This is a genomic window from Synechococcus sp. MIT S9220 (assembly GCF_014304815.1).
Classification (GTDB): Bacteria; Cyanobacteriota; Cyanobacteriia; order PCC-6307; family Cyanobiaceae; genus Synechococcus_C.
This window is the reverse complement of record NZ_CP047958.1, coordinates 1,444,683-1,457,398: the sequence shown is the minus strand read 5'-3', so window position 1 is coordinate 1,457,398 and position 12,716 is coordinate 1,444,683. Positions and strand designations below refer to the sequence as shown.

Sequence of the window (12,716 nt, the reverse complement as noted above, 5' to 3'; positions counted from 1 at the left end):
GTTTCGTGGGCTCCAGTGACCTCCTCACCCAGGCCAGCGCTATTGCTGATGCAATCGAACAGTTGGCCGACCAGCTCACTCCATCAGTGATTCGCACTGCCCGGGCTGATCAGCAGGGACGTGCAGATCTCGATCGGATTGAATACGCCCTTGGCACGATTGGTAAGGCGCTGATCCTCACTGACTATTCGATCGATCAGGAAAAAGACATCGACAAACTTCAGGCCTTTCGAGAATCTCAGCAGCGTTGAAAAGATTCAGACTATTGGCCATTTGTGACGCTCACCATGCCTCTGATCACTCTGCGCACCTCGCTTGCTTCTGTCGATCGTCGAGACGAGCTTCTGCTTGAGCTTTCAGCCATGTTGGCCGAGCAGACCGGCAAGCCAGAGGCCTACGTGATGACACTCCTCGAGACCGATGTGCCGATGACCTTCGCCGGTACATCCGCTCCTGCCGCATTCGTTGAGGTCAAGTCCATCGGGGCCCTGCACCCATCTGCGATGACAGAGGCATTCTGTGAGCTGATCACGGCTCGAACGGGGATTCCTGCCGACAGGATCTACATCAGCTTCGATGATGTTCCTGCGAGTTTCTTCGGTTGGAACGGAAGGACGTTCGGCTGACGCATTGTCTGTCTTTCGCACTGGCCGCAGAGTCCACTTGTCCATAACCTGAATGGCCAGACATCCTTTTTATGGCCGTTCTCGGGCGTCAGGCGATTCTGCGGGCGATCGACAGTGGCGCCATCACCATCACTCCGTTCATTCCGGAGCATGTCGGTCCTGCCTCAGTCGATCTCACGCTGGCTTGCAGTTTTCGCGTCTTTCGCAAAGTTCACGAAATTGTCGATGTGAATGAACACACCGACTACCGATCGTTCACCGACAAGGTCGACATCGCACGAGGAGGCCACATCCTGATCATGCCGGGTGAAACCATCCTCGGGATCACCGAAGAGCGTTTGAGGCTTGGCCCTGGCCTTTGTGGATGGCTTGAGGGGCGTAGCCGATTTGCTCGCCTGGGTCTGATGGTGCATATCAGTGCACCCTTCATGGGACCTGGAATCGACAGTCAACAGGTGCTGGAGATGAGCAATTTCGGACCTGCTCCTCTTGCCGTTCATCCTGGTACAGCCATCTGTCAGTTCATCTTCCAAAGTCTTGATGGCGAAGAGAACTATCAAGGTCGTTTCGCGGGTCAGAACCAGAGCAGTTTCTGAATCAGCGTCTGCTGCTCATCCTGCGATACCGCAAGCGATGCGCGCACCTCCACCGCCGAGTGGGGGAACGTCGCTGTAGGTGTCTCCTCCGGCATGAACGATCAGAGCCCTCCCTCGCAGATCAGCAGTGTTCAGCCGCGGAGCCACAACTTCGGTGGTGGTGCTGCCATCGGCATTGACAATCAGGCGACTGAGATCACCACGATGTCCGTCGCTGAACGGACCGCTGTGCGTCTTGGTGTTGTCGGGATCCCAGTGCCCTTTGGCTGCCAGCCCTGCGATGCTCACGTTCTCATCATTGAAAGCCGCCTGGCAGGACGTGCCGGCATGCAGATGAAAACCATGCTCGCCTTCGCTCAGACTGGTGAGGGATGGTGTGATCACAAGTCCGTTCTGACTGTCTCTGGCCAGAACGGTGCCAATCGATTCGCCGATTCCGTCGTTGGAGATGCTGAGGATGTCAATCTCCAAAGAACTTGCCTGAACCTTGCCCGGCATCAGCAGGGCGATGCAGAGAGCCAACAGCGAAGCAAGCAGACGCATCAATGACATTCATCTGGAACCATTCTGCTGTTGTGACTTGGTTGCTGTGATCGACGGCTGATTGTCTCAACACCATTCAACTTCGGTGCCTTGCGAAAGGGTGGTTCTTTGTGTGCCTCAACTGTTGGTCTTTCAGGAGGCAGCCATGACTCCTTACCTCACCCTGACTGGGAGCAACCCCAACCCATTTTCGAGTTCTATGGTTCACAACACATCCAGTTCACACCAGCGTGATAATCGTTTTCAAGATTGAAGGATTAAGCGATAATCATTCTCGTTTTCTCGTGCAATTGTGTGACTTTCATTTATTCTCAGTTCGTCGAACCTCCATTTGCTGTTAGACCTATCTCAGAAGTGAATGTTCAATGATGGCAACAGTCTTGAAATGTGCATGCCCAGACTGCAACTGCGATGCTGGCGGTTCGTCTGCTGTTCAAAGAAACGGCCAAAGTTTTTGTTCTGATGCTTGCGCCAATGGGCACCCCAACGATGAGCCTTGTCATGATGGCGCAGGCGCTTGTGGTTGTCGTTGTGGCGGATAGTTCACCAGTCTGCACTTGATTGCCGCGCTGAGCCTGGGGCCTTCCGTCAGGAGTGAGAGTGACAACCACTATCGTTTTTTTGATGCTGTTGTGTAACTTTCAGCCATTTTTCAGCTGATCAAGATCATTCGGCTGTTAGGACGATTGAAGTCGCGATTAAGCCGATGTGCTGCAACAACCCCAACGCTGAACATCACAAGAATCAGCCTGGTGACACAAAAGCTCCTGCGAAGTGAGCTGACTCTTCAAGGGCAAAGGCAGGGACCTTCCCGAGCCTAAAAAGGTGGTCTTTTCTTGAAGCCTTGAAGCAAACCACGCCCCTTCTTGTAAGGGGCCTTTTTGATTGGGTCAAAGTCCATTGGTGCTTGCAAGGCCTGACCCAATCCACTCGGGCGCTGCCCTTGCTTGAATGGCTCTTATGGGTAACAAGCCGTTTTTTCAAGCCAACATTCACTCGCCGGGAACGGGAGTGGCGTTGATTGTGATTGCGATCACTCTGATTCCGGTTGGTGTGGCCTCCCTGGCTCAGCTCAGTTGCTTTGGCAGGCCCAGTTCAGAATCTGCCGCCTGGTCGATTGAGCGCATGAGTGCTTGTCATGGCGGCTGAATGGAGTGGTCTGGTGCTCCAACGCCAACCTCAGCACGGCTCTGTGGTTGAGACGGCAAGGTTCAGTGATGTTTGCTGCTTAACGCTGTCCAACCCAGTGGGTATCCCTATCCACTGGATTGGCAAACGCCCGAAAGCTCGACGCAAATCGGACTTTGACTATGACGACTGCAGTGATCCCTCTGTGGGTCGCCAATCAGAAAGCTGACCCAAGGCAAAAAAAAAGACCCATAGGGTCTTCAGTGGGTGTGAGGAGTTGGGAATCTCGGTGAGGAGAGCCAACTACAAGAGGTATAGCCACAGCTGTGTGGTTCGGTGCCTGGAAAACACACCTGGTTGTATTTGCACAGCAAGTTCCGTCGTCACCATGACGTCCAATCAAAAGACCTCATCGCGATTGCCTGCTTGTCTCGAAATGGAGCTTGAATCTCAAGTTCGTGACAACGGATACAAGAACGCCTACTCCGAGGTGATGATCTCTAGCTTTGTTGTATTGGGCCGGGTGATGGAGATTATCCGACATTCCAATTTCAACCACGACCAACGCTGTGGTTTTGTATTGGCGTCGACGAGATCGTGCAATCACAAAAAAAGAGGTTGGATTGCTCCAACCTCAGATCCATCTCGAACTGTGCTGATGATGCCAGTTGCTTGATGGGATGCAAGTCGAGCTTGGTGTAGATCGAAAGAATCGTGCTGAAGCGAAGCTTCATCGCTTTCTTTTTCGGCGATTCGCCTTGCGCGTTCCTCCGTATCTGTAGCCCGATTGGGTGGCAATTCTTGTCCAGCACTTTGCACACACAAGAGTCCACTCTCTGGTTGCTTCGCTGCGCACCCGGTAGTGCACAGAACCGAGACATTCACAGAGCTCACAACACAATCCTGGTTCGGCATGGATCACCGGCCCAACGCTCCATCTCGCCAGGGATAACGCCCATGCTTGATCAATATGTCGCGGTTTCGCCGGGCCACATCGGCCGTTGCGATATCAACCCATCTCTCCAGAAGAGGGATGGCCTTGTTCACCGTCTCGAGGCATTCGGCGTGCAACAGGGGCATTAACCAGAACTGTCGACGTGGTCTCTGAGGCTCATGCTCCAACCAACGTTGATCCAGTGCCAGATGACTCAAACGCTGTGCACGGAGATCTCCCTGAAAGGCACGGGCTTGGTCCCGCCAGATCTGTCGAGAGAACTGGTCGAGTAACAACACGAGCGCTAAACACGACGTCTGGTTGACCTCCCAGTCGATCAACTTTTGGTCCTGAGCGGCTTCCGCCAGCACCCCGAATCGTTCACTCACAGAACGATCAAATTCGCTGTCACGCCGAAACCATTGCCAGGGCCTGCAGTCTTCAAACCAGAAGCGAAGGATGTCTTCTGCGAGAGGGAGTCCCTCAGCCGGCATTGCGGACCCGTTTCACGGCAAGACCTGCTTCCGCTGCGGTGATGCCAGCCAGCAACAGAAGACCCTGCAGACCCACCAGCTGATTCTGCTGTTCCGCATCAGCTGCGGCCCCCTGTGCCAGTGCAGCACCGGCAGCAAACCAGATCGTCGCAAGAGCGGATGTGATCCAGTAGGCCTTCCAGCGACGCTGATAGAGATAGCCAGCACCGAGGCCCGGCAACACATTCAGCAGCACGGCCACCCAGCCAGCCGATGCGGCGAGAACCTGGTCACGGTTGGGGAAGGTCATGACTTCTGGTGACTGTGAACTCATGGCTTGTTTTGATTAGCCGCATAGGCCACGGCTCCACCTGCCACCAGGGTGAGCAGACCGGTGCTCAACAAAAATCCCGTGAGCATGATCAAGCCGAGCACAGAGCCGAGCAATGACATCTTGACTCGCAGCAGCTTGGATTTGATCAACAGAATTAGCAACAGTGTCACTGTGGCCTTGAGACCGGCAATCTTCGCGGCGCTGATTGGACAGAACGGAACGAAGGGAAGGAGCATTGAACTGGACCTGCACGAGGGTGCGACCGTGTCACTCTGTCGTTTCCAAGGCGCTGCTGTGGATCAACCTGTGCGATGGCTCGAGCTTCTGTGCCGGCGATTGTTCCAGCTCCTGCTCGTGTTGACCATGATCCTCACAGCGGAGCTGCCGGTGTCAGCGGCCTGGATTTGTGATGGTGACCGCCTCACCGCGGAACCCATTCAGCTGGGTCGTGACGCTTTCGGTGCTACGGCTGAGCCGATCCCCAACAGTACTGACGGCACCGTTCCTGGGGATGTAATCCTGCTCAGTTGGCGGGGCGTCACCCTGCAATTACCTCGTACCAATAATGCTGGGGCTCCCAGTTACACCGATGGTCGCTGGTGGTGGCAAGTCGAGGATCCTGAGCAGCCTGATTTCCGCCAACGCAAGGGGGGGATCGTGAGTTATGCCTGTAGCCCTGAAGAATGAACCCGTTGAGTCAGGCCGCAGGTGCTAACCCCTGTACGAGTGAGTACTCATAGGCCGCAGCCGCCAAGAGAAACACTCCGATCACACCAATCAGCACTCGACCGTCAATGCGTTTCAAGGTGAGCTTGTCTGCTGAGCAGAACCAATGGAGACCCAAGTTAGGGGTGATGCCGTTGATGAGCTACAACTCGCCCGCTCGTCGTCGTTGTTCCTCCTCTTCGAACCGGTCAGTCTCCACCAGGGTCCAGCCGTCATCTCGAAGCATGGAGTTGATCACTTGGTCGCGATAGTCGACCTCCAGAGCACCATCAACTCCAAAGGCGGCCATGATCTTGCCACGATCGGCGATCAATTCCTCGCGGTAGATCTCATAGAGGTCGGGGTTTTCGATCAGGCTTGGATCGGGCTTGCCGTCGAGTCGCCACAGCCACTGGTACAGGAACGGTTTGTATCTCGACTTGGTTTGCACGATGGGCATGAGCTGATCGAGCTTCAGCAGGTCGCACCGGGTTTGAGCATCCCAGATCTGCTCATCGCTCAGGGTTTCTGAGCTCTGCTTGCAGTGATCGAAGAGGGCTTTGAGGAACTGCTGAGCTGTGCACTCAAGGCACCGCTCAGCAGGAGCGATCCCCTCTTGTGCCAGATAAACCATTCGGTTTAGGTCGTTCTGGCTGAAGCTTCCCTGCAGTGCATAAGTGGCCGCAGCTTTGCGAATGTCCCAGAACAAGCCGGTGTTCTCAGCGCAGGCATGGGTGATGAAGTCATCAAAAACTTTCTGATCATCGGCAGTGATGTGAATGGAGAGGGCGTGCACCGCTGAAGCGAATTCTTGGTCTAGCCGATGATCGAAATTCTGCTGATGGGATCGATAGAGATCGCTGCTGCGCCAGTCATTGAGGTCTCCCACCCAGCCCGCGGGTGGAGCTGGATCCCTGAACAGCTGAAATCTCTCTTTGCCCTCCAGGCTCCAGTTGTAAGCCGATAAATCCTCAGCTTTCACGCCTTCAACCAGGTGGATATCATGGCCTTGGCGATTGGAAATCAGACGTACCACCGCCAAAGTGCTGCGCGGCAGTTCAAGGGTGTCAATGGCAATCACCCCTGTCCCCTCGCTGGACAATTCGATCAGCGTGCCGTTGGCGCTGTGGCTGAAGCTTTGCAGGCAGCTCTCCGGTCGGCGATCGCTGCGAATCTTCCTCGTGATTGGATCAATGCCGATCGAATACGACTCGATCGGTGCTCCCTTGATCCCATTCGGTCGCCACGAGCTTTCGTCTGAACGGCAGATCACGACCACCCGATTATTCAGCTGGTCGGTCAAGATCTCCATCCCGAGGGCTGGCACCTTAATCGTTTCGATCAGCTTTCAAAGACCGTGGGTTTGCTGTCTGAGGACCTACCGTCATGAGTGATTCACGGGGCGAATGGGAAGTTCGTCTCACTCAGATCGATGGGCAGTAACTCGACGATCTGCGTGCCGCGGTCTTGACGATCAATCAAAAAGAAACCCCCGCCGAAGGCAGGGGTTCTGAAAACTCTGAGGGAGTGTGTCCTTGTTTCCACCCCGTGAGCTTTTCTCCTCACAAAATCAATCTAGCCACTTCAGTAGCACTGTGCCAGTTACCGTTCGGCCAGTCCGTTGAACGGCACAGGTCACGGCGCTTCGTCATGCCGTGGGCTTGCCTCGAGGTGGCCTGCAGATGCTGAATCCTGGCCATCTGGTCTTGGCGACTGTGCCCCAAGTCACGAATTCTTGTATAAATCTTTACTCTTGCCTCAGCGTGCTTCCTTGGGCGGGATCCCGCTAACAGCAAGGAGGGGCAGTGGGATGCCCCTTTTTCACTTTTCAGCGTGGACGACTGACTGGCCCACTGACGGGTCGACTGACAGAACCGTCCAACGACATAGCCCTCTTTAGGCAGTTGCTTTCACCACGAAGGTCATCACCATGACGGCTAGAGCAACCGTGCATCCGAACAGGGGGAGCGACAGGTGCAGTTCTTTCATGGGGCTCCTTGCGGTTCCTGACTATGGACGCTTTTTTCTTTTCGACGATTAAGGCTTAATGCCTATTTCTCAATCCCGGCTCGAGCAATGTCCCCAGGGATTGCCCTTGTCACATCAGCCAGAATCATGCGATGAAGCGCAATTGGAGTGACATCGAGCCGCATTGGCTGCGACTGAGCAACAGGACTGCGTTTGATCTCAGTGCCGAGTGCGTGGTGATCGATCAGCAGAACGAAGTCATGCAGACGACTCTTTCAGGGCTCTCGACTCATCTCAGAGTTTCGTCTGCGATGTCGAGTCCACTGGTGAAACAGTTCATTGCTCTCGCAAAAGAACGGGGAGCAGAGAAAGCCATGCACAAAATGCTGATGAACTCCGGAGAGGAATTCGCTCAGTTGTGGAAGGAGGCTCAATCAGACTTGCAGAGAGGAGCCATTACGACGATGGATGATGTTGTTGAGGCTGTTGCAACCGCAAAGAAAGGCTATGACGAATCCCCGAGACGAATTCTGGTTATTCAAGTGAATCAGCGCGATTGTGATGTGCTCTTGGTTGGGCCACCCGATGACGACGAGTCAGATTCGTGGAATGCCTAAGAATTGATCATCGTGCTTAGGGCCAACGGGTTAAGTCATGGGCATCCATGACATCGGCGCATCAATTCAATTGCTGAAACAATGTGTGACTTATTTAAATGTGGAAACGCCGGTGTTTGATCAGCATCAGTAAACGATGTTGGGTTGCAAGTCTTTGCTCTGGCAGTTGTTCGTCCAGGGGTGGAACTCCGCTCCAGCAAGGCGAACAGAACATATGGCCATGGCGAATCCAATACGTTTCCATCGAGCCTCCAACGGATTGACCACAGATGAGGCCTTGAAAAGGCTCGGGCATCATTGACTCAGACCAGCGACCTGTCAGGCGAAAGTGCTCTTCTTTGTTGATGACGTCTGTTCAGAATAAGCGTCTTGTTTGGTTGGTGAATCCTCTGGCGACATCGGTGTGCCGAACCAACGCCGCTTGCCACCGATCACAATGTAATCGTCGTCACTGTTTTGATGCTTGCTTGGCATAGAAACACTTCTTATTAGCTAATCGTTGCGAACCTGTGTTTGATTGCCAGACTCCTTAACCAATTTTCAAATACAGCTGCGCCAGTCGTGATGCCATGGCGTCCTTCAATCAAGATCTATCGAGATGACCAGGCTCCCCACTGATGCGCTTGGTAGCAATATCAGCACTCCTTGATGGATTCAATGCTGAATAACTCGGTGCTATTCGATTTCTGGGCGTCTCCGCCCCGCATGGATGGTTGCAACTTCTGTGATCTCCTCAATCACCAAGTGCTTTCTCCAGTCTTGTGAGCCATTCAATAATTCATCGAGCTCCTCGGCTGTCATCTTTTTGTCAAGGCCTCCGAGAGTTCCCTTGATCGCGCATTTAATGATGATCTCTTGCTCATACGTCATGATTAGAAGGTTGCTATCTTTAGTCTGCTCAATGAATGGGCATTAGCTTGAGATCTGTTGATTTATTTACCATCTGAATTTTTGAATGGGTTTAGCGTTGCCTCGAAGTTTCATTAACTCATCGGCGAAAACAGGTTTGTCAGCGTCTGGTAGATCAAACACGTAGCCGATGTATTGGATCTCTTTCTTCTCACAGAATCGATTGGTTGTTGCACCCTTATATTCGATACTCTCGAGGTATCCGCTTGGCTCAAGGGTGAATGCAATGCCTTGGCGAGCCCAGTTTTCGCATGCTTTCTCTGCTTGTAGCACTGACTGATAGTTGTTGTCGCATGCCGTCAAGCTGCTCACTACGAACGCTAGAAAAATTGGAAGAGTTTTCATTGCGTAGAGCTGAGCGTGTGCGTCCTGCAGATCAAGCCTAGTTCTTTGGAAATTCTTGAATGTGATGCCTTTGACTTGTGTCTTCTGACCTCTTGGCAAGTCTTATTCCCTTGTCGCTCTTTTTTGTTTCGTCTGACGTTGCGTCGTGTTGTATTGCTGCAGTGAGTGACTGTTGTGTCCAGTTTCCGCAGGCGTGATGCCTTCTTCCCTAGAACGATCTATGTCTTTTGAGTCTTTGAAGCCTGTCCGTGAGCCAGTCTGATCCATCTATTTTGATGCAGGGATCTCAGGTCTCTCGGGCACCTGTAGCCATCGGGTCACCGCTTGGCCAAAGGTTGGTCACACTCCCAGTTGAAACAACCGCTTTCTGTCATGCCAATGGAGGTCGATGAACTTGCATGATCCCCGCTGGATCCTGGTTGCTTGGGCTGTTGTGGCTGTTGCTTCTGCACTGCGCTTTTGGCGGCTCACAGGTCCGTTTCGTTCCAAACTGAAGGCTCAGCAGCGGTTGGAATCGCTCGACCCTGATCAGGTGCGCGCCTCACTTGAACGGTCCTGGCTTAAGAGCGACACACGTCACCATCGCTGAATAGCATCAGGGGATGGCCAATTCGATGTCATCTCAGCAGTTGGAGCGGGAGCTGAACCACGCTCGCGAAATGGGGCGCTGGCTGAGTGACGACGAACTTGAACAGCTTGAGCATGAGCAGCTTTTGATCCGACAGGAGCAGGCGAAGGAGTCGCAAAGACGTCTGAAGCTTGGCCTTTTCACTGCCGTCTGTGTGCTAATTCCGCCCCTTTGGCCTGTTGCTCTGGGGCTGAGCCTTTATCTGCTATTCCCCCAGACATTCCGTCGGCTGCTTTGGTTCGCCGGGGGGAGTGTGTTGTTGCTGGCTCTGTTGGCTGCGGGCGTCAGTATCGCCGTTGTGTCGTTGCTTTGGATGCTGATCAGCTGATCGTTAGAGATAGAGGATCAACCAGGCCAAAGAACATCCCAAGAGCAGTGCGAAAATGCCCAGGAGAAACCTCCAGAAGCGTGGGTCGTTGGGCTCAAACAAAGTTTTTGGAGTCGTCAGGTCAGCCTGATCGATCCATTGTCAACCTGCTTGAGCAGGTCGCTGCGCAGCTTGAGATCCTGGTCGTCGAGATCCTTCAGAGTGAGCACCGATCGGTAAGCATCCTCGGTGATGCAGTTATGCAGCTTTGCGTTCAGGTAAAGCTCAACCATGGGTGAACCGATCTGAGAAAACCTTAATCGTGCTGGTCAGCCAGTTGTGGGGCTCAGGAGGTTCATTGGACACTGAAGACAGGTGATTTTTAGGCAATGGAGGCCAAGACTGGCGGCATCATCCATTCGGCGCCATGAGTGGAGGGATGTCCTGTTTGAGCACCCAGCAGGTTGCCGCTTTCTGGGTCTGCCAGGCCTGCATGAGTTGTCTGGCTAAGTGACGAAGCTGTTCCGGGTCCTGGGTTGTGTCGAGAGCACGATTGAACTGTTCGATCTGAAATTGCTGCTCGGTGGTGAGTTGGATGCTGCCGTTCATGTCGATCACCAGTGCGGGGATGGCTGCAAGGTATCGGGATCATTCAAACGTTTTGTTGCAGATCACACGGTTCCCCAAGTTTTTCAGTGATCCCTCGCTTACTAGCCTGGTCTGCCGCAAGTGTGGCGTCAGGCTCTGCCAAAGCCCAAAAACACCACCACGAGGATGACCAGCAAGACCAGCAGGATCACCAGACCGATTCAGCAAGAGTCATCCACATTCTTTTCATCTCAAGCACAGAGTCATCGTTCTGGAGTTCATGGGCTCGGGCATGTCGGTCGCTGATTTGAGCACAGCCCTCAGTGGAGAACAAACATGGGGTTGTTGGCAGTCATCAAGGAAAGCGGATTTCGAGCTGACTAGTCACATCCATTGCTCCATGCATGACTCGTCAATTGTTGGCACGAATCAGCGTCGTTAAGCAGATGTCGATCCAGTTCAATGGCTCATGATGAACCTCATTGATTGGTCTGTTTGATCACACTTTCGGGTGAATCATGACCTGTTATGTCTCAAGTCTTACTAAAACCTTAAGCTCCGCTGAAAAAGAGCTGACTCGGTCTTCATCACAATCATGGCTTCGTTAGGTTCTTGACAACTTATGGCGATGAGCCCGCCTCAGTCAGCAAAGGAGCCAAGTCCATGGCAAATGAAGAGACCGCGAAGTCCAAAGATTTCATTGTTGTGGGTGGAAAGCGCCGCTGGTTCTCTGTACTGGATCGGGATGAGCGCTTTAGTGAGCTTCAACAACGGGTGATGCAGGAGCGAGACCTATCCATCCCTGAACGACCTCCAGAAATCAGCTGACAACACTGACTTGAGTTGCAGATTGTGCGTTCATCAATGATCGACAACTGCCTCAATGATTCCGATTCGCGAGCAATCAATGTCAAGACCAATCTGAATTGCATATTAATGTTGAACTGATGCTGACCTCCTAGAGAGGCTTTTAGCGCCAGACGCAATACCTCAAGCTCTTCACGCTGAACATGAACGTTGGGCTCATCAGCTTTGACTTAGCCAGCCAGTGCGTTGCTTGTTCGTTGTTGATGTTGATGGAGTGTGACTCCCGATCTCTCAGGGTTGTTGTGGCCATGTTCATGTGCTCTGGCTAAGACGAAGCGTCGACCAGCCCGGTTGGCATCTTCCACGGACCGGTAATTGCCCACATGGGTGTAATCGAGGCCATCGCTGGTTGCTGACACCGAAAACAGGTTGTTGGTCACGCGCTGAACGCTCCAGTGCATGAAGCAGGACGGTGCCGAATGATGCAGAGCCATGCCACGCCAGAAACCGAATGTGTTCAAACTATGACCAATGACTGGAGCCAGTTCAGCAGCTTCTTGAATCTCAAATAAGTATTTATTTTTGCTAAAGAATTAACCTTCGATTGGTTGGAGCCTGGTCAATTTTGCGTGATGGTGTTGGCGTCGATCCTGTCTGCGTGGCGGGGCGTCATCTGATCAGGTTGGATCAGCGTCTCGAATTGCTTGCCGGTTGCCCTAACTTTTGAGTTGGATTTGGGTCTTTTCGTGCTCGATAGCGCTGATGGGTAGGCAGCGAACAGAGCGATCGAGTGTTGTCTCTGGGGTTCGCCCTCGCGATCGCCCCGTGAAAACCTGTCCGGTTTGTGGCAGGCCTTTTCAGTGGCGTAAGAAATGGAAGGACGTCTGGGATCAGGTGCGCTATTGCTCCGAGCGCTGCAGGCGCCAAAAAAAATCCCCGATCACTGATCGGGGAGTCTGAAGCCGGTGATTGAAAGTCCCCAACACCCGGCCCTGTAATGGGGTCGCGGCGGCTGATGCCGCCTCCCATTCACCCTTCTACCAATAGGTCTGGTGTGCGTCTTTACGCAAGCCCCAGATCTAGTGCCGTCGAGCGAGCGGATGGGCTGGTGCGTTGGCCTCTCTGTCGCAGTGTGTCTTCGCCCGGCGTTGTCGGCCACTACATGTGGCGTGAGTTCATCGAGTCGTTTTGAATCGGTGCGAGTAGAT

Annotated in this window: 21 protein-coding genes; 12 read left to right on the top strand and 9 right to left on the bottom strand. The window is 53.3% G+C overall.

Going from position 1 to position 12,716, the window contains the following annotated elements; all coding sequences use genetic code 11:
- Positions 1-5 precede the first annotated feature (5 nt).
- From SynMITS9220_RS07815 to dcd, 3 genes are all read left to right on the top strand, one after another.
- Positions 6-251, top strand: a complete 246-nt coding sequence (locus tag SynMITS9220_RS07815) for a hypothetical protein (protein ID WP_067098324.1) — start codon at positions 6-8, stop codon at positions 249-251.
- Between the two features lie 36 nt (positions 252-287).
- A complete protein-coding gene (locus tag SynMITS9220_RS07810) occupies positions 288-626 on the top strand; it encodes a phenylpyruvate tautomerase MIF-related protein (protein WP_067098322.1) in 339 nt (112 codons plus the stop codon).
- 71 nt (positions 627-697) lie between these two features.
- Entirely contained in the window at positions 698-1,222 is a 525-nt protein-coding gene (gene dcd, locus SynMITS9220_RS07805) for a dCTP deaminase (protein WP_186988397.1), read from the top strand.
- Between the two features lie 15 nt (positions 1,223-1,237).
- Here dcd and sodC read toward each other — a convergent pair whose 3' ends face one another.
- Entirely contained in the window at positions 1,238-1,765 is a 528-nt protein-coding gene (gene sodC / locus SynMITS9220_RS07800) for a superoxide dismutase family protein (protein ID WP_186988395.1), read from the bottom strand.
- Positions 1,766-2,130: 365 nt separating this feature from the next.
- Here sodC and SynMITS9220_RS07795 point away from each other — a divergent pair, with 365 nt between their 5' ends.
- A complete protein-coding gene (locus SynMITS9220_RS07795) occupies positions 2,131-2,307 on the top strand; it encodes a metallothionein (protein WP_255482983.1) in 177 nt (58 codons plus the stop codon).
- Between the two features lie 409 nt (positions 2,308-2,716).
- On the top strand, positions 2,717-2,914 hold the full coding sequence (locus SynMITS9220_RS07790) for a hypothetical protein (protein ID WP_136975600.1): 198 nt from the start codon (positions 2,717-2,719) through the stop codon (positions 2,912-2,914).
- 897 nt (positions 2,915-3,811) lie between these two features.
- Here the strand turns inward: SynMITS9220_RS07790 and SynMITS9220_RS07785 are convergent.
- From SynMITS9220_RS07785 to SynMITS9220_RS07775, 3 genes are read right to left on the bottom strand one after another with little or no spacing between them, the layout of a single operon-like run.
- The gene (locus SynMITS9220_RS07785; RefSeq protein WP_186988391.1) at positions 3,812-4,321 is read right to left on the bottom strand and encodes a DUF924 family protein; all 510 of its coding nucleotides are present in this window, start codon (positions 4,319-4,321) and stop codon (positions 3,812-3,814) included.
- Positions 4,311-4,610, bottom strand: a complete 300-nt coding sequence (locus SynMITS9220_RS07780; RefSeq protein WP_186988389.1) for a hypothetical protein — start codon at positions 4,608-4,610, stop codon at positions 4,311-4,313. The genes SynMITS9220_RS07785 and SynMITS9220_RS07780 overlap by 11 nt, the downstream gene beginning before the upstream one ends.
- Positions 4,611-4,630: 20 nt before the next feature.
- The gene (locus tag SynMITS9220_RS07775) at positions 4,631-4,870 is read right to left on the bottom strand and encodes a hypothetical protein (protein WP_186988387.1); all 240 of its coding nucleotides are present in this window, start codon (positions 4,868-4,870) and stop codon (positions 4,631-4,633) included.
- Positions 4,871-4,898: 28 nt separating this feature from the next.
- Here SynMITS9220_RS07775 and SynMITS9220_RS07770 point away from each other — a divergent pair, with 28 nt between their 5' ends.
- Positions 4,899-5,321: a hypothetical protein gene (locus tag SynMITS9220_RS07770; RefSeq protein WP_370594326.1), complete on the top strand. Its 423-nt coding sequence runs from the start codon at positions 4,899-4,901 to the stop codon at positions 5,319-5,321.
- Positions 5,322-5,502: 181 nt separating this feature from the next.
- On the opposite strand, the gene SynMITS9220_RS07765 is transcribed toward SynMITS9220_RS07770, so the two are convergent.
- Positions 5,503-6,651 carry a hypothetical protein gene (locus tag SynMITS9220_RS07765; RefSeq protein WP_186988385.1) on the bottom strand — a complete coding sequence of 383 codons (1,149 nt, stop codon included), beginning with the start codon at positions 6,649-6,651 and terminating at the stop codon, positions 5,503-5,505.
- An 889-nt stretch (positions 6,652-7,540) separates the two neighbouring features.
- Between SynMITS9220_RS07765 and SynMITS9220_RS07760 the strand changes: the two genes are divergently transcribed.
- On the top strand, positions 7,541-7,924 hold the full coding sequence (locus tag SynMITS9220_RS07760; protein WP_136975598.1) for a hypothetical protein: 384 nt from the start codon (positions 7,541-7,543) through the stop codon (positions 7,922-7,924).
- A gap of 936 nt (positions 7,925-8,860) precedes the next feature.
- On the opposite strand, the gene SynMITS9220_RS07755 is transcribed toward SynMITS9220_RS07760, so the two are convergent.
- Positions 8,861-9,178 (bottom strand): hypothetical protein, encoded by a 318-nt coding sequence (locus tag SynMITS9220_RS07755; RefSeq protein ID WP_186988383.1) that lies wholly within the window; start codon positions 9,176-9,178, stop codon positions 8,861-8,863.
- Positions 9,179-9,566: 388 nt separating this feature from the next.
- On the opposite strand from SynMITS9220_RS07755, the gene SynMITS9220_RS07750 reads away from it, so the two are divergent.
- A complete protein-coding gene (locus SynMITS9220_RS07750) occupies positions 9,567-9,767 on the top strand; it encodes a hypothetical protein (protein ID WP_186988381.1) in 201 nt (66 codons plus the stop codon).
- A 13-nt stretch (positions 9,768-9,780) separates the two neighbouring features.
- Positions 9,781-10,134: a hypothetical protein gene (locus SynMITS9220_RS07745; RefSeq protein WP_186988379.1), complete on the top strand. Its 354-nt coding sequence runs from the start codon at positions 9,781-9,783 to the stop codon at positions 10,132-10,134.
- A 116-nt stretch (positions 10,135-10,250) separates the two neighbouring features.
- Here the strand turns inward: SynMITS9220_RS07745 and SynMITS9220_RS07740 are convergent, their stop codons facing one another.
- A complete protein-coding gene (locus SynMITS9220_RS07740; RefSeq protein WP_186988377.1) occupies positions 10,251-10,406 on the bottom strand; it encodes a hypothetical protein in 156 nt (51 codons plus the stop codon).
- Between the two features lie 118 nt (positions 10,407-10,524).
- Entirely contained in the window at positions 10,525-10,722 is a 198-nt protein-coding gene (locus SynMITS9220_RS07735) for a hypothetical protein (RefSeq protein ID WP_186992005.1), read from the bottom strand.
- Positions 10,723-11,364: 642 nt separating this feature from the next.
- Here SynMITS9220_RS07735 and SynMITS9220_RS07730 point away from each other — a divergent pair.
- Complete coding sequence (locus SynMITS9220_RS07730) at positions 11,365-11,529, top strand: hypothetical protein (protein ID WP_186988375.1); 165 nt, start codon at positions 11,365-11,367, stop codon at positions 11,527-11,529.
- Positions 11,530-11,738: 209 nt separating this feature from the next.
- Here SynMITS9220_RS07730 and SynMITS9220_RS07725 read toward each other — a convergent pair whose 3' ends face one another.
- A complete protein-coding gene (locus SynMITS9220_RS07725) occupies positions 11,739-12,002 on the bottom strand; it encodes a hypothetical protein (protein ID WP_186988373.1) in 264 nt (87 codons plus the stop codon).
- 268 nt (positions 12,003-12,270) lie between these two features.
- On the opposite strand from SynMITS9220_RS07725, the gene SynMITS9220_RS07720 reads away from it, so the two are divergent.
- Together SynMITS9220_RS07720 and SynMITS9220_RS07715 are read left to right on the top strand one after the other, a co-directional pair.
- On the top strand, positions 12,271-12,468 hold the full coding sequence (locus SynMITS9220_RS07720) for a DUF2256 domain-containing protein (RefSeq protein WP_186988371.1): 198 nt from the start codon (positions 12,271-12,273) through the stop codon (positions 12,466-12,468).
- A gap of 37 nt (positions 12,469-12,505) precedes the next feature.
- Complete coding sequence (locus SynMITS9220_RS07715) at positions 12,506-12,700, top strand: hypothetical protein (protein ID WP_186988369.1); 195 nt, start codon at positions 12,506-12,508, stop codon at positions 12,698-12,700.
- Positions 12,701-12,716: the final 16 nt, after the last annotated feature.

What these genes read in the sequence shown, in the direction of transcription:
- SynMITS9220_RS07790 (WP_136975600.1), top strand. Translation starts at nt 2,717, where the DNA reads ATGGCTCTTATGGGTAACAAGCCGTTTTTTCAAGCCAACATTCACTCG.
- SynMITS9220_RS07765 (WP_186988385.1), bottom strand. Translation starts at nt 6,651, where the DNA reads ATGGAGATCTTGACCGACCAGCTGAATAATCGGGTGGTCGTGATCTGC.
- SynMITS9220_RS07755 (WP_186988383.1), bottom strand. Translation starts at nt 9,178, where the DNA reads ATGAAAACTCTTCCAATTTTTCTAGCGTTCGTAGTGAGCAGCTTGACG.
- SynMITS9220_RS07795 (WP_255482983.1), top strand. Translation starts at nt 2,131, where the DNA reads ATGATGGCAACAGTCTTGAAATGTGCATGCCCAGACTGCAACTGCGAT.
- sodC (WP_186988395.1), bottom strand. Translation starts at nt 1,765, where the DNA reads ATGCGTCTGCTTGCTTCGCTGTTGGCTCTCTGCATCGCCCTGCTGATG.
- dcd (WP_186988397.1), top strand. Translation starts at nt 698, where the DNA reads ATGGCCGTTCTCGGGCGTCAGGCGATTCTGCGGGCGATCGACAGTGGC.
- SynMITS9220_RS07745 (WP_186988379.1), top strand. Translation starts at nt 9,781, where the DNA reads ATGGCCAATTCGATGTCATCTCAGCAGTTGGAGCGGGAGCTGAACCAC.
- SynMITS9220_RS07740 (WP_186988377.1), bottom strand. Translation starts at nt 10,406, where the DNA reads ATGGTTGAGCTTTACCTGAACGCAAAGCTGCATAACTGCATCACCGAG.
- SynMITS9220_RS07720 (WP_186988371.1), top strand. Translation starts at nt 12,271, where the DNA reads ATGGGTAGGCAGCGAACAGAGCGATCGAGTGTTGTCTCTGGGGTTCGC.
- SynMITS9220_RS07735 (WP_186992005.1), bottom strand. Translation starts at nt 10,722, where the DNA reads ATGAACGGCAGCATCCAACTCACCACCGAGCAGCAATTTCAGATCGAA.
- SynMITS9220_RS07750 (WP_186988381.1), top strand. Translation starts at nt 9,567, where the DNA reads ATGAACTTGCATGATCCCCGCTGGATCCTGGTTGCTTGGGCTGTTGTG.
- SynMITS9220_RS07730 (WP_186988375.1), top strand. Translation starts at nt 11,365, where the DNA reads ATGGCAAATGAAGAGACCGCGAAGTCCAAAGATTTCATTGTTGTGGGT.
- SynMITS9220_RS07785 (WP_186988391.1), bottom strand. Translation starts at nt 4,321, where the DNA reads ATGCCGGCTGAGGGACTCCCTCTCGCAGAAGACATCCTTCGCTTCTGG.
- SynMITS9220_RS07780 (WP_186988389.1), bottom strand. Translation starts at nt 4,610, where the DNA reads ATGACCTTCCCCAACCGTGACCAGGTTCTCGCCGCATCGGCTGGCTGG.
- SynMITS9220_RS07715 (WP_186988369.1), top strand. Translation starts at nt 12,506, where the DNA reads ATGGGGTCGCGGCGGCTGATGCCGCCTCCCATTCACCCTTCTACCAAT.
- SynMITS9220_RS07775 (WP_186988387.1), bottom strand. Translation starts at nt 4,870, where the DNA reads ATGCTCCTTCCCTTCGTTCCGTTCTGTCCAATCAGCGCCGCGAAGATT.
- SynMITS9220_RS07810 (WP_067098322.1), top strand. Translation starts at nt 288, where the DNA reads ATGCCTCTGATCACTCTGCGCACCTCGCTTGCTTCTGTCGATCGTCGA.
- SynMITS9220_RS07725 (WP_186988373.1), bottom strand. Translation starts at nt 12,002, where the DNA reads ATGGCTCTGCATCATTCGGCACCGTCCTGCTTCATGCACTGGAGCGTT.